The 16,375-nt window shown below is 69.7% G+C and carries 14 protein-coding genes; 11 read left to right on the plus strand and 3 right to left on the minus strand.

Annotation, left to right across the window (positions count from 1 at the left end; all coding sequences use genetic code 11):
- The first annotated feature begins 238 nt into the window (after positions 1 to 238).
- The 7 genes from C6570_RS15970 to C6570_RS16000 all read left to right on the plus strand — a co-directional run bounded on the left by C6570_RS15970 (position 239) and on the right by C6570_RS16000 (position 10,490).
- Complete coding sequence (locus tag C6570_RS15970; RefSeq protein WP_164675554.1) at positions 239 to 1,987, plus strand: alkaline phosphatase D family protein; 1,749 nt, start codon at positions 239 to 241, stop codon at positions 1,985 to 1,987.
- 496 nt (positions 1,988 to 2,483) lie between these two features.
- Positions 2,484 to 3,197 (plus strand): TetR/AcrR family transcriptional regulator, encoded by a 714-nt coding sequence (locus tag C6570_RS15975; RefSeq protein ID WP_106704095.1) that lies wholly within the window; start codon positions 2,484 to 2,486, stop codon positions 3,195 to 3,197.
- Between the two features lie 10 nt (positions 3,198 to 3,207).
- Positions 3,208 to 4,449, plus strand: a complete 1,242-nt coding sequence (locus C6570_RS15980; protein WP_106704096.1) for an efflux RND transporter periplasmic adaptor subunit — start codon at positions 3,208 to 3,210, stop codon at positions 4,447 to 4,449.
- 112 nt (positions 4,450 to 4,561) lie between these two features.
- Positions 4,562 to 7,807 (plus strand): efflux RND transporter permease subunit, encoded by a 3,246-nt coding sequence (locus tag C6570_RS15985; protein ID WP_106704097.1) that lies wholly within the window; start codon positions 4,562 to 4,564, stop codon positions 7,805 to 7,807.
- Between the two features lie 42 nt (positions 7,808 to 7,849).
- Positions 7,850 to 8,524 carry a protein-L-isoaspartate O-methyltransferase family protein gene (locus C6570_RS15990; protein ID WP_106704098.1) on the plus strand — a complete coding sequence of 225 codons (675 nt, stop codon included), beginning with the start codon at positions 7,850 to 7,852 and terminating at the stop codon, positions 8,522 to 8,524.
- A 43-nt stretch (positions 8,525 to 8,567) separates the two neighbouring features.
- Positions 8,568 to 8,909 (plus strand): rhodanese-like domain-containing protein, encoded by a 342-nt coding sequence (locus tag C6570_RS15995; RefSeq protein WP_106704099.1) that lies wholly within the window; start codon positions 8,568 to 8,570, stop codon positions 8,907 to 8,909.
- Positions 8,910 to 8,960: 51 nt separating this feature from the next.
- Positions 8,961 to 10,490: a TolC family outer membrane protein gene (locus tag C6570_RS16000; protein ID WP_425437895.1), complete on the plus strand. Its 1,530-nt coding sequence runs from the start codon at positions 8,961 to 8,963 to the stop codon at positions 10,488 to 10,490.
- 30 nt (positions 10,491 to 10,520) lie between these two features.
- Here C6570_RS16000 and C6570_RS16005 read toward each other — a convergent pair whose 3' ends face one another.
- Both C6570_RS16005 and xrtH read right to left on the minus strand, forming a co-directional pair.
- A complete protein-coding gene (locus C6570_RS16005) occupies positions 10,521 to 11,165 on the minus strand; it encodes an exosortase H-associated membrane protein (protein ID WP_106704100.1) in 645 nt (214 codons plus the stop codon).
- Between the two features lie 7 nt (positions 11,166 to 11,172).
- Complete coding sequence (xrtH, locus tag C6570_RS16010; RefSeq protein WP_106704101.1) at positions 11,173 to 11,703, minus strand: exosortase H; 531 nt, start codon at positions 11,701 to 11,703, stop codon at positions 11,173 to 11,175.
- 179 nt (positions 11,704 to 11,882) lie between these two features.
- Between xrtH and gloA the strand changes: the two genes are divergently transcribed.
- Both gloA and C6570_RS16020 read left to right on the plus strand, forming a co-directional pair.
- The gene (gloA, locus tag C6570_RS16015; RefSeq protein WP_106704102.1) at positions 11,883 to 12,296 is read left to right on the plus strand and encodes a lactoylglutathione lyase; all 414 of its coding nucleotides are present in this window, start codon (positions 11,883 to 11,885) and stop codon (positions 12,294 to 12,296) included.
- A 178-nt stretch (positions 12,297 to 12,474) separates the two neighbouring features.
- The gene (locus C6570_RS16020; RefSeq protein WP_106704103.1) at positions 12,475 to 14,175 is read left to right on the plus strand and encodes a CYTH and CHAD domain-containing protein; all 1,701 of its coding nucleotides are present in this window, start codon (positions 12,475 to 12,477) and stop codon (positions 14,173 to 14,175) included.
- Positions 14,176 to 14,343: 168 nt separating this feature from the next.
- Here the strand turns inward: C6570_RS16020 and C6570_RS16025 are convergent, their stop codons facing one another.
- The gene (locus tag C6570_RS16025) at positions 14,344 to 14,898 is read right to left on the minus strand and encodes an OmpA family protein (RefSeq protein ID WP_106704104.1); all 555 of its coding nucleotides are present in this window, start codon (positions 14,896 to 14,898) and stop codon (positions 14,344 to 14,346) included.
- A gap of 46 nt (positions 14,899 to 14,944) precedes the next feature.
- Between C6570_RS16025 and C6570_RS16030 the strand changes: the two genes are divergently transcribed.
- Positions 14,945 to 15,607 carry a gamma-glutamylcyclotransferase gene (locus tag C6570_RS16030; RefSeq protein WP_106704105.1) on the plus strand — a complete coding sequence of 221 codons (663 nt, stop codon included), beginning with the start codon at positions 14,945 to 14,947 and terminating at the stop codon, positions 15,605 to 15,607.
- A gap of 37 nt (positions 15,608 to 15,644) precedes the next feature.
- A complete protein-coding gene (pdxH, locus tag C6570_RS16035) occupies positions 15,645 to 16,280 on the plus strand; it encodes a pyridoxamine 5'-phosphate oxidase (RefSeq protein ID WP_106704106.1) in 636 nt (211 codons plus the stop codon).
- The last annotated feature ends 95 nt before the right edge of the window (positions 16,281 to 16,375 follow it).

The following is a 16,375-nucleotide window of genomic DNA, read 5'->3' on the forward strand; positions in this document are numbered from 1 at the left end:
GTGAGCCGCGGCGGCTGGCGAACCTGAGCGGCGCGCTCGCCAACGCCACCTCACCGCTTGCGGGGCCGCCCACTCCGCCGCTGGTTTCGCTGTTGTCCCGGCAACGCCGTCACCCGGTCGTCACGGCGCTGTCATGCCTGCGTCGCGCGCGGCGCCGATAACCGCGCCAGCGTGCGGCAGGCATTGCCGTCTGCGCGCACCAAGATTGGCAAGCCCCCACGAGAAAGCGAATTCCCCGATGCACCGCCCCGACCGCCGCGCCTTCGTCATCCGCCTGTCTGCCCTGGCCGCCTTGTCTGGCGCCGGCGTGGCCCTGAGTGCCTGCGGCGGCAGCGACGACAACGACGACACCCCCGCGCCCAAGTACGCCTACGGCGTGGCCAGTGGCGACCCACTGGCCGACCGCGTCATCCTCTGGACGCACGCGCAGCCGCCCGGCAGCGACGCCGACGTGCCCCTGGTGTGGGAAGTGGCGCGCGACGCCGCCTTCACCCAGCGCGTGGCCAGCGGCAAGACCGTCGCCAGCGCCGCCGCAGGCCACACCGCCAAAGCCGACGCCACCGGCCTGGCGCCGGGGCAAAGCTACTTCTACCGCTTCCGGCACGACGTGGCCGACGAATCCGCCGTGCGCCTGTCGCCCGTGGGCCGCACGCGCACGCTGCCCGCCGCGGGCGCCACCGATCTGGCGCTGGCCGTGCTCAGCTGCTCCAACTACCCGGCGGGCCACTTCCACGTGATGGGCGAGGTGGCGCGCAGCGACGCGCAGTTCGCGCTGCACCTGGGCGACTTCATCTACGAATATGGCGCCGGCGGCTACGCCAGCGCCGACGCCCCCGCCATGGGCCGCGTGGTGCAGCCCACCACCGAATGCCTGACGCTGGCCGACTACCGCACCCGCTACGCCCAGTACCGCAGCGACCCAGACATCAAAGTGCTGGCCGCCGCCCTGCCGCTGATCGCCGTGTGGGACGACCACGAGATCGCCAACGACGCCTGGACGGCCGGTGCCGAAAACCACGACCCGGCCACCGAGGGCGCCTTCACCACCCGGCGCGACGCGGCCATGAAGGCCTGGCACGAATGGATGCCCGTGCGCACGCCCGACGCGACCGACTTGCGCAAGATCTACCGCAGCTTTGACTTCGGCGGCCTGGCAGCGCTGCACATGCTGGAAACGCGCGTCATCGCCCGCGAAAAGCAGATCAGCCTGGCCGATCTGGCCAACCCCGCCACGGCGCAGGCGGCGGCCGCCGCGCTGTCTTCGCCCACGCGCCAACTGCTGGGCACCGAGCAGCTGGCCTGGCTGCAGCGGCAGATGGCCGGCTCCAGCGCCACCTGGCAGGTGCTGGGCCAGCAGGTGCTGATGGCGCGCATGACCGCGCCCGTCAGCGTGCTGTCGGCGTTGAACGCGGCCAACACCACGCCCGAGGCGCAGGCCGCGGGCATGAAGGCCATCACCGACTACCTCACCGCGCGGCAGGTGGCCGCGCAAAACCCCGCCGCGCTGACCGAGGCGCAGCGCGCGCTGCTGGACACCCGGCGCAACCCCAAGCTGGGCTACAACCTGGACGCCTGGGACGGCTACCCGGCCGAGCGCGAAAAGGTGCTGGCCAGCGCCGCCCAGCTGGGCAAGCGCCTGATCGTGCTGGCGGGCGACACCCACAACGCCTGGAGCAGCCAGCTGACGCTGATGGACGGCACGGTGGTCGGCCAGGAATTCGCCACCAGCAGCGTCAGCTCACCCGGCATGGAGGAATACCTGTCGGCCCTGCCGCCCGCGCAGACGCAGCAGATCTTCATGGGCGTGGTGGACGACCTGCGCTACGCCGAAACCGCCAGCCGCGGCTTCTTGATGATGCGCTTTACCCCCGCCGAGGCGCGCGGCCAGTGGCACTTTGTCAGCACCGTCAAATCGGCCAGCTACACCAGCACGCGCAGCGCACCGCTGGCCGCCAACCTGACGCAGCGCACGCCGCAGGCGGCCTGAGCGCGCAGATCGGTGATCGGGCGGTGATCCGGCGGCGGCCGGGCGGCGGTCCGGCGGCGGAGGCAGTCGCCCGCAAAGCTGGCGGGCAGAGGCGCCGGCTGGGCCACGCGGCGCGAGACAGCGTGCGTGTCGACGAGCGCTACGCCGCCTGAGTCTGTCCGCGTGACCCGCTTGGCCCGTTGGCGTGCCCCTGCTGAGGCGCCGCGGTCAAAGCGCCCCTTTTGAACGGGCACGCCGCAGGCGCTATGGCGCTCCGCCCCTGCTCCATGTCGCGCCGTGTCGCACCGTTGGCGCATCCGCGGTGCAGCGCCGCCACCCCAGATTCCCGATAAAAACAGGCTCTAGCGCAGGCACCACCAGCGCTGGCAGCTATCTATTCGATAGTATATCGTCGCCCCTGTCGTTGACGGCCTCGGCCCCCCGCCCTACATTACTAACCCGCCAGTCATTAACCCAGATCGCGTTTTCGCCTGCACCGCAGCGCTCACCCCCGCCGATGCGTGAATCCCGCCCCGACACCGCTGCCCCAGCCAAGCGATCGCGCCGCAAAGAAGCGCGCCCGGCCGAGCTGCTGGAAGCCGCGCTGGCCCTCTTCGTCGAAAAAGGCTACGCCGCCACGCGGGTGGAAGAAGTGGCGGCCAGCGCGGGCGTGTCCAAGGGCACCTTGTTCCTCTACTTTCCCAGCAAGGAAGAGCTGTTCAAGGCCGTGGTGCGCGAAAACGCCGGCCGCAAGCTGGCCGACGCCCAGCGCGAAGCGGCCGAGCACACCGGCCCCACTCAGGACCTGGTGCGCGAATACATCTGCCGCTGGTGGACGGAATACGGCGGCACCCCGGCCGCCGGGCTAACCAAGCTGATCATCAGCGAAGCGGCCAACTTCCCCGACCTGGCGCTCTACTACCAAAGCGAAGTGGTGCAGCCCGCGCACGACCTGCTGAAGCACATCGTGCAGCGCGGCGTGGCGCGCGGCGAATTCCGCGAAGTGGACCCGGTGCTCGCCGCCCACCTGATCGTGGCGCCCCTGGTGCAGCTGGTCACCTGGCGCTATTCCCTGGCCCCCTGCTGCCCGCCCGAGCAGCTGCCCGACCCGCTGGCCCTGCTGCGCCTGCACGCCGACGTGGTGGTGCGCGGCCTGAGCGTGGGCGCGCCGGGCGATGGCGCTGCTGCACCTCAACCCGCGGCCGCGCCGCCCGCCCAGCCCAAGCCCTGAACCCCACCGAATGAGCCCCCCTGCCCGCCGCCGCCTGACGCTGGCCCTCACCCTGCTGGCCATCGCCGCCGTCGCCCTGCTGGGCTGGCGCGGCTACAGCGCCCGCCAAGCCGCCCAGCGGCAAGCCGCCGCGGCCGCCAGCGCCGTGCCGGTGATCGAGCTGGCCGCCAGCGACCTGGCCACCGCCCACCCCGTTGAGCTGCGCACCGGCCTGCCCGTGTCGGGCACGCTGAAGGCGGTCAACACCGCGCTGGTCAAGGCGCGCGTGCCGGGCGAGTTGCAGGGGCTGACGGTGCGCGAGGGCGACACCGTGCAGGCGGGCCAAGTGCTGGCGCGCGTCGAATCGACCGAGCCCGGCGACCGCCTGCGCCAGGCCGAGCAGCAAGCCAGCGCCGCGCAGGCCCAGGTGGCCATCGCGCAACGGCAGTACGACAACAACGCCGCGCTGGTGCGCCAGGGCTTCATCTCGCAAACGGCGATGGACACTTCGCTGGCCAACCTGAACGCCGCGCAGGCCAACTACCGCGCCGCCCGCGCGGGCACTGAAGTGGCGCGCAAATCCGTGGCCGACAGCGTGCTGCGCGCGCCGATCGCCGGGCAGGTGTCGCGCCGCCTGGCCCAGCCCGGCGAGCGCGTGGTGCCCGAGGCGCCGATTGTCGAAATCGTCGATCTGCGCCAGCTGGAGCTGGAGGCGCCCCTCAGCCCCGCCGATTCGCTGGGCGTGCGCGTGGGCCAGACCGCCGCGCTGCAGGTGGAGGGCGCCGCGCAGCCGGTGACGGCGCAGGTGGTGCGCATCAACCCCAGCGCGCAGGCGGGCAGCCGCAGCGTGCTGGTGTATTTGAGCGTGGCGGCGCAGCCCGGCCTGCGCCAGGGCCTGTTCGCCCAGGGCTTGCTGGGCACCGAGCGCCAGCAGGCGCTGGCCGTGCCGCTGGACGCGGTGCGTACCGACAAACCCAGCCCCTATGTGCAGGTGGTGCAAGACGGGCGCATCGCCCACCCCACGGTCAGCACCGGCCTGCGCGGCGACGTGGACGGCACGCCCTGGGTGGCGGTGCAAGGCGTGGCCAGCGGCGCGCTGGTGCTGCGCGGCAGCGCCGGCGCCCTGCGCGAAGGCACGCCCGTGCGCCCGGCGGCCGGCACCCCCAGCGGCGCAGCAGCCCCGGCCACGCTGTCGCCGGCCGTGGCGCCCGCCGCAAGCCCACCGCCAGCGCCGAATGCGCTGGGCGCGTCGGCTGTGCAGCCCGCCGTTTGAGAAAGCCATTCGCGTGCCGGATACTACTTTTTTGATAGCTGCCAGCGCTTTCTGCACGGGCGCCAGAGCCTCTTTTGGCTTACAAAACCCGCACGCCTGAGGCAACGCAACCATGTGGTTCACCAAGGTCAGCCTGAACAACCCCGTCTTCGCCACTATGCTGATGCTGGCGTTCGTGGTGCTGGGCTTGTTTTCGCTGCAGCGGCTGCAGGTGGACCAGTTTCCGAACATCGACTTTCCGGTGGTCGTCATCACCACCGAATACCCCGGCGCCGCGCCCGCCATCGTCGAGAGCGAGGTCACCAAGAAGATCGAAGAGGCGGTGAACTCCATCGCCGGCATCAATTCGCTGTATTCGCGCAGCTACGAAGGCATGTCGGTGGTGATCATCGAGTTTCAGCTGCACATCGAGGGGCGCAAGGCCGCCGACGACGTGCGCGAAAAGATCGGCCAGGTGCGCCCACTGCTGCGCGATGAGGTGAAAGAGCCGCGCGTGCTGCGGTTTGACCCGGCCAGCCGCGCCGTCTGGGCCACGGCCGTGCTGGCCACGGTGGACCAACCCGGCGCCACGGCGCCCGCTCAAGGCGCCAGCGCTGCCGCGGGAGCGCCTTCGCTTTCGCAGGTCGAGCTGACCAGCTGGGCCGACCAGGTGCTGAAAAAGCGCCTGGAAAACGTGCGCGGCGTGGGCGCGGTGAACCTGGTGGGCGGCGCCAAGCGCGAAATCCACATCTACCTGCGCCCGCAGGCGATGGAGGCGCTGGGCGTGACGCCCGACCAGGTGATGGCGGCCGTGCGCAGCGAAAACCAGGACCAGCCGCTGGGCGCCGTGCGCACGCGCGCGCAAGAGCTGACGGTGCAGCTGGAAGGCCGCATGACGCGGCCCGAGGACTTTGGCCGCATCATCGTCGCGCGGCGCGGCGCACCCATCACGCTCGACCAGGTCGCCACCGTGAGCGACGGGGCGCAAGAGCTGGATTCGATAGCGGATTTAAACGGCCAGCGCATGCTGCTGGTCACGGTGCAGAAAGCTCAGGACGAGAACACCATCGAGGTGGTGGACGGGCTGAACGCGGCGGTGGCGCAGCTCAAGGCCGAGCTGCCGCCCGGCGTGACGCTGGAGCCGGTGATCGACCAGTCGCGACAGATCCGCGTGGCGGTGCAGAACGTGCGGCAAACGCTGATCGAGGGCGCGGTGCTGACGGTGCTCATCGTCTTCCTCTTCCTGAACAGCTGGCGCAGCACGGTGATCACGGGGCTGACGCTGCCCATCTCGATCATCGGCACCTTCTTTTTCATGCAGGCTTTCGGCTTCACCATCAACATGATCACGCTGATGGCGCTCAGCCTCTGCGTGGGCCTGCTGATCGACGACGCCATCGTGGTGCGTGAAAACATCGTGCGCCACGCGCAGATGGGCAAGGCGCCCTACCGCGCGGCGATGGACGGCACGCAGGAAATCGGCCTGGCCGTGCTGGCCACCACGCTGTCGATCGTGGCGGTGTTTCTGCCCATCGGCTTCATGCAGGGGATCATCGGCAAGTTCTTTCACGAATTCGGCATCACCATCGTGGCGGCGGTGATGATCTCGATGTTCGTCGCCTTCACGCTGGACCCGATGCTGTCGTCGGTCTGGGAAGACCCGGCCATCCGCACCCGCCATCACGGCACCGCGCGCGCCACGCTGTACGACCGCACGCTGGGCCGCGTGACGGCGTGGTTTGACCGCGCCACCGAATCGCTGGCCGTGGGCTACCAGCGCGTGCTGGGCTGGGCGCTGCACCACAAGGCGTTGACGCTGCTGATCGCCGGCGCCATCTTCGTGGCCAGCGTGCTCATGGTGCGCCTGCTGGGCACCGAATTCGTGCCCAAGGCGGACTATTCAGAAACCACGGTGGCGTTCTACACCCCGCAGGGCTCGTCGCTGGAAGCCACCGACGCCAAGGCCCGGCAGGTGGACGCCATCCTGCGCAGCTACCCCGAGGTGCGCTACACCGTCACCACCATCAACACCGGCAACGCGCAGGGCAAGACCAACGCCAGCCTGTACGTGCGCCTGACCGACCGCCACCAGCGCCAGCGCAGCGCCGAGGTGCTGGCCAGCGACTTCCGCCAGCGCCTGCGCGCCGTGCCGGGCATCACCGTGACGCAAGCGGGCACGGTGGAGCCGGTGGGCGGGCAAAAGCAGATTGAGTTTTCGATCCAGGGGCCGGACCAGACCGAGCTGGAGCGCCGCGTGCGACCCCTGTTGACGCAGCTGCAGGCGGTGCCCGGCCTGGTTGATCTGGATTCGAGCAGCAAGCCCGACAAGCCCACGCTGCAGGTGCAGGTCAAGCGCGAAGCGGCGTCTGAGCTCGGCCTGACCAGCGCGCAGATTGCCGGGCCGCTGCGCACCCTGGTGGCGGGCACCACGGTGGGCAACTGGCGCGCGCCAGACGACCAAACCTACGACGTGATCGTGCGGCTGGCGCCCGAGGCGCGCACCTCGCTACAAGATTTGGAGCGCCTGCCCCTGACGGCGGGCGCGAACAGCGACGGCACGCCCCGCACCGTGCGCCTGAACCAGGTGGCCGAGCTGAGCGAGGCCACGGGCACCAACCAGATCAACCGCCGCGCCATGCTGCGCGAAATCCAGATCACCGCCAACGTCTCGGGCCGCAGCACGGGCGAGGTGTCGGCCGACATCCGCAGCCTGCTGGACAAGATGGCGCTGCCGCCCGGCTACAGCTACACCTTTGGCGGCGCCACCAAGAACATGCAGGAATCGTTCGCCTACGCGGTGCAGGCGCTGGCCATGGCGATCATCTTCATCTACATGATCCTGGCCAGCCAGTTCAAGAGCTTTTTGCAGCCGCTGGCGCTGATGACCGCACTGCCGCTGACGCTGATCGGCGTGGTGCTGACGCTGCTGCTGTTCGGCTCGGCCATGTCGATGTTCTCGATCATCGGCATCGTCATGCTGATGGGCCTGGTCACCAAGAACGCGATCCTGCTGGTGGACTTTGCCAACCGCGCGCGCACGGTCGGCGTGGCCGAGGGCGAGCACACCGACGCGCCCACGCCCCTGCCGCGCGATCAGGCCCTGCTGGCCGCCGCGCGCGTGCGGCTGCGCCCGATCTTGATGACCACGCTGGCCATGGTGTTCGGCATGGTGCCGCTGGCCTTCGCCGTCAGCGAAGGCGCCGAGCAGCGCGCCCCCATGGGCCAGGCGGTGATTGGCGGGGTGATCACCTCGTCGCTGCTGACGCTGGTGGTGGTGCCCGTGGTGTACTGCTACCTGGACGATCTGGCCGCCTGGGCGCAGCGCCGCTGGCGCCGCGGCCACACGCCCCCTGTTTCCCCCATCCACCCGATAAAATGAAGGGTTTTCCCGCATGAACCACCCACGCCTGGAGGCCACACCATGAACGTAGAGCAAGCCCGCTTCAACATGATCGAGCAGCAGATCCGTCCGTGGGACGTGCTGGACGCCCACGTGCTGGAATTGCTGGCGGTGGTCAAGCGCGAAGATTTCGTGCCGCCCGCCTTCCGCGCCCTGGCCTTTGCCGACATGCAGATCCCGCTGTCCGACAACGAAGCCGGCATCGCCGCCGGCCAGGTCATGCTGGAGCCGCGCATCGAGGCGCGCATCCTGCAAGACCTGCAGGTGGCCAAGCATGAGAAAGTGCTGGAAATCGGCACCGGCTCGGGCTTCATGGCCGCGCTGCTGGGCCACCGCGCCCAGCGCGTGCTGTCGCTCGAGATCGACAACGGCCTGGCCGCCTTTGCCCGCGCCAACCTGCAGCGCGCCGGCGTGCTGAACGTGGAAGTGCGCGTGGCCGATGGCGCCACGGCCGATCTGTCGGCCGAAGGGCCTTTCGACGTGATCGCGCTGTCCGGCTCGGTCGGCGTGGTGCCTGAGCGGCTGGTGCAAATGCTCAAGCCCGGCGGACGCCTGATGGGCATCGTCGGCGGCGAGCCGATCATGCGCGCCACCCTGGTGCAGCAAGCGGCCACCGGCGCGCTGGTGACCCAGCCATGGGACGAAAAGGTGCCCCGCCTGCTCAACTTCCCTGAGCCATCCCGCTTCAAATTTTGAAGCAGCCGCCGCAGCATGCACCAGCGCTGGAGCCTGATTTCATATGATTGAGCAGATCCCTCCCAGCGCCCTGCCTGACTGGCTGGCCGCGGTCACTGGCGACCAGCTTCCGCTGCTGCTGGACGTGCGCGAGCCCGCCGAATGGCAGGCCGCCAGCGTGCAACCGGCAGGCGCCGAGCTGCTGCAGATGTCCATGCACACCATCCCGGCGCGCCTGGGCGAGCTGGACCCGGATCGGCCCGTGGCCGTGCTGTGCCACCACGGTGTGCGCAGCCAGCACGTAGCGGCCTTTCTGGCCCACCACGGCTTCGAGCGCGTGGCCAACGTGGTCGGCGGTATCGATGCGTGGTCGGTGCAGGCCGACCCCACCGTGCCCCGGTACTGACACCCTCCATTCCCGTCACCGCGCGGCGGTGGTTCTTCCAAGGTGTTTCTGATGCGCCCCATGCCGCGTACGCCCTTCACGCCCACCGCCGCCGCCTTGGCGGCCGCCCTGCTTGCCGCCGTGCCCGCGGGCGCGCAAACGCTGGTGCAGCTCTACCAAACCGCGCACGGCTACGACGCGCCCTACCAATCGGCCCGCGCCAACGCGCAGGCCAGCCAGGCGCGGGCCGACCAGGCGCGCGCCGGCTTGCTGCCGCAGGTCGGTCTGCAGCTGGGCGCGCAGCGCAACTGGGCCGACACCAACGTGGGCGGCATGGGTGGCAGCGTGTCGTTCAACGCGCTCAACGGCTCGGTCGTCGGGTCGCAGCCGCTGTTTCGCCCCGCCAACCGCATCACGTGGGACCAGGGCAAGAAAAGCGCCGAGCTGGCGCAGGTGCAGCTTCAGGGCACCGAGCAAGACCTGATCGTGCGCCTGTCGCAGGCCTATTTCGATGTGCTGGCGGCCGAGGAATCGCTGGCCTTTGTGCGGGCGCTGAAGGCGTCGGTGGCCGAGCAGCTGGCCTCTGCCCAGCGCAACTTTGACGTGGGCAACGCCACCATCACCGACAGCCGCGAGGCGCAGGCCCGGTTTGACCTGGCCACCGCACAGGAAATCGCCACCGAAAACGACCTGCGGGTGAAGCGCCTGGCGCTGGACCAACTGGTCGGCCAGGCGGGTGTGAACCCGCGCCCGCTGGCGCAGCCGATCGTGCTGCCGCGCCCCAACCCGCAGGACGTGGAGGCCTGGGTCAACCTGGCGATGGACCAGCACCCCGCCGTGGTGCAGTCGCGCATGGCGCTGGAGCTGGCGCGCATGGAAACGGCCAAGGCCAAGACCGGCCACCTGCCCACCATCGACCTGCAGGCCAGCGTGGGGCAGAACCGCTACCCGGACGGCAACCCGGCCTTCACCGCCGCGCCAGGTTCGCGCTACCGCAGCACCACGGCCGGCGTGGGCGTGGTGTTGAACTGGCCGCTGTTCGCCGGCTTTGCAGTCGAAAACCGGGTGCGCGAAACCTTGTCGCTGGAAGACAAGGCCCAGGCCGATCTGGACAATGCCCGGCGCAACGTGGCGCAGGCCACGCGCACTGCTTACTACGGCGTGCAGTCCGGCCACGGCCAGGTGGCCGCGCTGGAGGCGGCCGAGCAATCCAGCCTGACCGCACTCCAAGCCAACCAGCTGGGCTACCAGGTGGGCGTGCGCATCAACATCGACGTGTTGAACGCGCAAAGCCAACTGTACCAGACCCGGCGCGACCTGGCGCGTGCGCGCTACGACGTGCTGGTCGGTCTGCTGCGGCTGAAACAAGCCAGCGGCACCTTGAGCGCCGACGACCTGACGCCGATCGAGCAACTGCTGGCCAGCAGCGACGCGCCGCGCACGACGGGTGCGGCCGGGGAAGGCGTCAAACTGGGGTCGCCTGCGGGGCCCGTAGCACCTGCATCGGCGCCCGCATCCTCACCTTTGTCTGCGGGCAAGCCACAAGGTCAACGCAGCAAAGACGAGGCTATGGCGCCCAAGCCGAGGGCAGACCGCCGCTGAGCCGCGCTGCCCGCGGCCCAACGCGGCAGGTCACTTGGCGACGGTGCGGGGCGCGGCCTTGGCCTGCTCGCCAGGGCCTTCCAGCGCGGCTTCCAGCCACAGCGAGGCCACGAAGCGCTTGTTGAACAGCAGCCACAGCAGGATCGGCAGCATCGGCGTCATCATCAGCACGCTGAACTGGTAGCCGTACAAAATGGCGTTGGCCGTGAAACGCGAATAGCCCAGGTATTCGGAGCCCGTGGGGCCCGACAGGACGACCACGTCCTTGAGCCAGGTAAAGCAGATGCCCAGCGCCTGAAAGAAAAACAGAATCACCGTGCCGGCCAGGGCTTTCAGCACCCACATGCGCGGGCGTGAAGCCAGCATCATCGCCCACAGCAGCGCGATGCCGTAGCCCAGCACCGGGTAGGAAGCGCGGGTGGTCAGCTCGACCAGCACATCGCCCGCCGGGCCGCGTGCGCGCGCCTGCACGGCCGTGTGCAGCACTGATTGAATGCCGCGCACTTCAAAAGACTTGACCCAGGAGAACATCTTCTCCATCGCCGTGCCGGCGATCCAGGTGGGCGGCCGGGCGAAGGTGGGCGACGCCATGTACCACAGCGGCACCAGCACGATGAGGGCGAGCACCGCCAGCAGCAGGAACCGACCGACCAAGGTCGCGCGCATGCGTTCCATGGCCAACTCAGGCGGCGGCCGCGGGCGGCGTGGGGGGTGTGGAGCGGTTCGGGCCGGCTTCGCGCTTGGCCACGAAGCGCATCCACAGCAACCAGACCACCAGCACGTCCAGCATGATCAGCGCCTGCCACATGTACAGGTGGGCAAACTCGAACACCTGGTAGTTCCACTGGCCCAGAAAGAACAGGCTCACCACACGGATCAGGTTGACGGCCTGCACCGCGATGAAGCCCAGGCCGATGCCCCACAGCTTCATCTTCCAGCTGGACGGAAACGCGATGATGGCCGCGATCAGCACCACTGCCGCCTCGATGCCGTTGCAGCCGGGCTCGATCGACACGCCAAAGCCCGTTTTCGCGCTTTGCAGCACGCGGCCCTGCGAAATCACGCTGGGGTCAAACATGTGCACGATCAGTGCGCTGGCCTTGGCTACCCAGCTGGTCCAGGGCTGCACCACGGCGGTCTGCACGACGGCCAGCATTTCCACGCCGAAAAGCACGGCCTGGATGGTCAGAAACAAGAGAAAGAATCGGATCACGGCAGCAAAAGGTCAGAACACACCGGGACAACGCGGCAAGCAGCCGCGAGACTATGTATGCCGCACTGTATCAGCAGGTGACGGGCTGTCCATCGCCCTTTTGGTCGACGGCGCGGTGAACCCTGGCGAACCGTGCGCGTGTCACACGTCGCCCGGCCCGACAGGGCAAAATCACCCGGATGAGACTTCTACACACCATGCTGCGCGTGGGCGACCTGCAGCGCTCTATCGATTTCTACACCCAGGTGCTGGGCATGCAACTGCTGCGCACGTCGGAAAACCCTGAGTACAAGTATTCGCTGGCCTTCGTCGGCTACGAAGGTGGCGACCCCGGCCAGGCCGAGATTGAGCTGACCTACAACTGGGGCACCGACCGCTACGAGCTGGGCACCGCCTACGGCCACATTGCGCTGGGCGTGCCCGACGCTTATGCCGCCTGCGAAAAGATCAAGGCGGCGGGCGGCAACGTCACCCGCGAAGCCGGGCCGGTGGCTGGCGGCACCACGGTCATCGCCTTCGTGACCGACCCGGACGGCTACAAGATCGAGCTGATTCAGCGCACCGAAGACGGCAGCGGCACCGGCCTGCGTTGAGCGGCGATGGCACCGCGGCGCCTACCCCCCACCGCGCCTGGGCGCCCCTCGCCTGGCTGCGACTCCGTTGTCGGTGCCAACGTGGCGGCCGCCAGCGCCAGCGTCGATATGCTATTGATTGAATAGCTACCAGCGCTTATGCCACCTGCGCCAGAACCTTGTTTTCGCACTGAACACCATGCCCCGCCGACCCTCAAACCCGTCCCCCGGCGCTGACAAGGCGGCCGCCAGCGGCAGCGAAACCGAGCTGAAGCTCTCGCTGCCCGGCGCCGACCCCGCGCGCATCGGCACGCTGCTGGCCCAGTTGCCGCTGCTGGCCAACCTGCCCGTCGCCGTGCAGCGTCTGGACAACGTCTATTTCGACACGCCCGACCAGCGCCTGCACCGCGCCCGCGCGGCGCTGCGCGTGCGCCGCATCGAGGTGGACGGCGTGCCCGCGCGCTGGGTACAAACGCTGAAAACCGCGCCCACCGCCACCGGCGGGCTGAGCCAGCGCGGCGAATGGGAAACCCCCGTGGCCGGCCCCGCACTGGACTTGGCCGCCCTGCAAGCCACGCCCGCCTGGCCCGCGCTGGACCCGGACGGCACTCTGTGGCCCGAACTGGCGCCCGCCTTTGTCACCGAAGCCACCCGCACCCTGCGCGAAGTGCAAGGCGAGCACGGGGCGCGTATCGAACTGGTGCTGGACATTGGCCGCGTGCGCACGATGGCCGCGGGCGAAAGTGGCGCCGCGACCCCTGCGCCCGGCGGCAAGAAGTTCAGCGCCGGCCAGCGCCGCAAAACGAAGGCGCCGGCCGCAGGCCCCGCAGCCAGCACAGGCCAAGGCGAAGTCGCGCTGTGCGAGCTGGAGCTGGAACTGCTGGCCGGCCAGCCCGAGGCGCTGTTCGCCCTGGCCGACCAAATCGCCCAGCACATCGCCGTGCTGCCCGCCTCGGTCAGCAAGGCCGAGCGCGGCTGGCGGCTGCTGGAGGGCACCACCCACGCCCCGCGCCGCGCGCGCCTGCCCAGCCTGACGCGCGCCACGCCGGTGTCGGCCGCGGCGGCGGCCGTGCTGGGCGAGGCGCTGGGCCAGTTCCTGGACAACCTGGGCGGTATCCTGCAGAGCGACGGCCCTGAGCTGGTGCACCAGGCGCGGGTGGGCTGGCGACGCTGGCGCAGCGCCTTGTGGATGTTCAAACCGCTCTTCGCCCACCATCCGCTGCCCGACGCGGCGCCACTGCGCCCGCTGCTCAAGGCCATGGGCGCCACGCGCGATCTGGACGTGGCGGGCCTGGAAAGCCTGCCGCCCTGGTCAGAGGCCTACATCGACGGCAATGCCGAACGCGCCGAGCAATGGCAAGCCATGGAAACCGCCGTGCAGGCCGAGCGGCGCATCCGCCGCGCAGGCCTGCTGTCGGTGCTGCAAGCGCCCGCCACAGGGCGCGCGCTGCTGCAGCTGGAGCAGTGGCTGCACGCGCTGCCCCAGGCCACCGCCGCCACGGATGTGGGCGCCCAGCCCCTGGGCCACTGGGCGCGCCGCCGCGCCCGGCGCCTGCACCGCCGCCTGAAGCAGGCGGTGCGCGCGCTGAAAAATGCGCCCGCCCCCACGCCCCCAACGCCCGGCAGCAGCACGACCATGCCGCCAGTCGCATCGCCAGACCATCAGCACCGCGTGCGCCTGCTGGCCAAGCGCACCCGCTACGTGCTGCAAAGCCTGACCCTGGTGCTGCCCAAGCGCCGCACCCGCCGCTGGGCCGACCGCGCGACCGACCTGCAAACGCGCATCGGCGCGGCGCGCGATCTGATGCTGCTGGCCAACTTGCTGGAGCCGCTGGGCGTGGACGGCGCCATCCTGGGCTTCATGCGGGGCGTGGCAGCCGGGCGGCTGGCCGACGACTGAGCTTAGATATAAAAGCAGGCTCTAGCGCCCACTGCACCAGCGCTGGCAGCTCTCTTTAACATAGCACATCGCTTACTGAAGCAGGCTGCCACTCACCCTCGCAAGGGCCGCCAGAACGCAAAAAACCCGGCCGAGGCCGGGTTTTGCACAGAGGGCGCAGCGCGCTGATTACTGCAGCGTCACTTCCACGCGGCGTGCCTCGGCGTTCGAGCCGGTGGCGGTGATCGCCTCAGGCTTGCGCAGATCCACCTTGTCTTCGCCAATGCCCAGCGCGGCCAGCGCGTCGCGCACCGCGAAGGCGCGCTGCTTGGCCAGCTCTTCGTTCTTGGCCGGGTCGCCCGTCACGTCGGTGAAACCGCTGATGACCGCCTTGCGGCCAGCGGCCACGCCCTTCACCACGTCGCCCAGCGCTTCGGCTGCGCCGTTGGCCAGGGCCGCGCTGCCGGTGGCGAAGTAGAACTTCACCACGCCGTTTTCGACGCGGATGCTGGGCACGTCGGCGGCGTTGGTCATCTCGGCCGGGCTGCCAGGGGCAGCGCCCACGGCGGCACCCACCGGCGCTCCCACGGCGGCGGAGGTGCTGACGGCGCCGTCAGCCCCACCCGCAGCCCTGCTGGTGCGGTACAGGCCCATGCCCACCGCCAGGCTGATGGCCAGCAGAATCACACCGATCAGAATGGCCCAAACGACGCCCTGGTTGTCGTCGTTGTCGTTGTTTGTCATGAGTTGTCGCTCCAAAGAAAGTTGGGCGATTGTATAAAGTCTGGCCATGCCTCTTGGTGACACCCAAGCCTACGCACCCTTCGCCCATTTGCGCCACCCCGGGCGCGACCCGGTTCGCATGCTGGCGGACGCGCGCGCACAGTGGCACGCGCAGCGCGGGCAGCAGGCCGATCTGTGGGTGTTTGGCTATGCCTCGCTGATCTGGCGGCCCGATTTCGACTTCAGTGAACGCCACGCCACGCTGGTGCATGGCTGGCACCGCGCCTTGGCGATGTGGAGCCGCGTGAACCGCGGCACGCCCGAGCTGCCCGGCCTGGTGTTCGCGCTGCTGCCCGGCGGCAGCTGCCAGGGCATGGTGTTCCGCATCCCGCGCGCGCAGGCCGAAGCGGTGTTCGACAGCCTTTGGGCCCGCGAAATGCCCAGCGGCGTGTACGACCCGCGCTGGCTGCCCTGCGCCACGCCCCACGGCACCGTGCCCGCGCTGGCCTTCACCCTGTCGCGGCGCAGCCCCTCGCACACGGGCGAGCTGACGGCCGAGCAGTACCGCCACATCTTCCGCCACGCGCGCGGGCGCTACGGCAGCACGCTGGACTACGCCCGCCAGACGCACGACAGCCTGCAGGCGCACGGCCTGCACGACCGGCGCCTGGGCGCGCTGCTGCGCCACGCCGAGGACGAGCCCGGCGCCTCGCCCAGCGTGCCCGGCTAAGCGGCGCCCCACGCGGGCCATCCCTATACTGCGGCGCATGTCCGATATCGCCCATTTGCGCAAAAGCTACGAACGCGCCGAACTGTCCGAAGCCGCCTCCCACGCCGACCCGATGCAGCAGTTCGGCCAATGGTTTGAAGAGGCGCGCGCCAGCGAAGTGCCCGAACCCAATGCCATGACGCTGGCCACTGTGGGCAGCGATCTGCGGCCCAGCACGCGCATCGTGCTGATCAAGGGCTACGACGAGCGCGGCGTGGTCTGGTTCACCAACTACGACAGCCGCAAGGGGCAGGAACTGGCGGGCAACCCTTTCGCCGCGCTGCAGTTTCACTGGGTTGAGCTGGAGCGCGTGGTGCGCATCGAAGGGCGCGTAGAAAGGGTCAGCGACCTGGAGAGCGACACCTACTTTGCCAGCCGCCCGCTGGACAGCCGCATCGGCGCGTGGGCCAGCCCGCAAAGCCAGGTGATCGCCGGGCGCGACGTGCTGGTCAAAAACGCGGCGCTGTACGGCGCCAAGTTCCTGCTGGCGCCGCCGCGCCCGCCGCATTGGGGCGGCTTTCGCCTGGTGCCCGACCGGTGGGAGTTCTGGCAGGGCCGCAAAAGCCGCCTGCACGACCGCCTGCGCTACCGGCGCGAGGGCGACGCCTGGGTGCGCGAGCGCCTGGCGCCCTGAGCGAAAATCGCCCCACACCCGGTGCGCCGCGCGTTGGTGGCGCCATTCAGCCGGGTTTTTCGAGACAAGGCGCGCTGCCCCTGGCGGCCCGCCGA

It is taken from the genome of Ottowia oryzae (assembly GCF_003008535.1).
Lineage (GTDB): Bacteria > Pseudomonadota > Gammaproteobacteria > Burkholderiales > Burkholderiaceae_C > Ottowia > Ottowia oryzae.

Coding starts and splice junctions, on each gene's coding strand:
- C6570_RS15970 (WP_164675554.1), top strand. CDS start 239: ATGCACCGCCCCGACCGCCGCGCCTTCGTCATCCGCCTGTCTGCCCTG.
- C6570_RS15975 (WP_106704095.1), top strand. CDS start 2,484: ATGCGTGAATCCCGCCCCGACACCGCTGCCCCAGCCAAGCGATCGCGC.
- C6570_RS15980 (WP_106704096.1), top strand. CDS start 3,208: ATGAGCCCCCCTGCCCGCCGCCGCCTGACGCTGGCCCTCACCCTGCTG.
- C6570_RS15985 (WP_106704097.1), top strand. CDS start 4,562: ATGTGGTTCACCAAGGTCAGCCTGAACAACCCCGTCTTCGCCACTATG.
- C6570_RS15990 (WP_106704098.1), top strand. CDS start 7,850: ATGAACGTAGAGCAAGCCCGCTTCAACATGATCGAGCAGCAGATCCGT.
- C6570_RS15995 (WP_106704099.1), top strand. CDS start 8,568: ATGATTGAGCAGATCCCTCCCAGCGCCCTGCCTGACTGGCTGGCCGCG.
- C6570_RS16000 (WP_425437895.1), top strand. CDS start 8,961: ATGCGCCCCATGCCGCGTACGCCCTTCACGCCCACCGCCGCCGCCTTG.
- C6570_RS16005 (WP_106704100.1), bottom strand. CDS start 11,165: ATGGAACGCATGCGCGCGACCTTGGTCGGTCGGTTCCTGCTGCTGGCG.
- gloA (WP_106704102.1), top strand. CDS start 11,883: ATGAGACTTCTACACACCATGCTGCGCGTGGGCGACCTGCAGCGCTCT.
- C6570_RS16020 (WP_106704103.1), top strand. CDS start 12,475: ATGCCCCGCCGACCCTCAAACCCGTCCCCCGGCGCTGACAAGGCGGCC.
- C6570_RS16025 (WP_106704104.1), bottom strand. CDS start 14,898: ATGACAAACAACGACAACGACGACAACCAGGGCGTCGTTTGGGCCATT.
- C6570_RS16030 (WP_106704105.1), top strand. CDS start 14,945: ATGCCTCTTGGTGACACCCAAGCCTACGCACCCTTCGCCCATTTGCGC.
- pdxH (WP_106704106.1), top strand. CDS start 15,645: ATGTCCGATATCGCCCATTTGCGCAAAAGCTACGAACGCGCCGAACTG.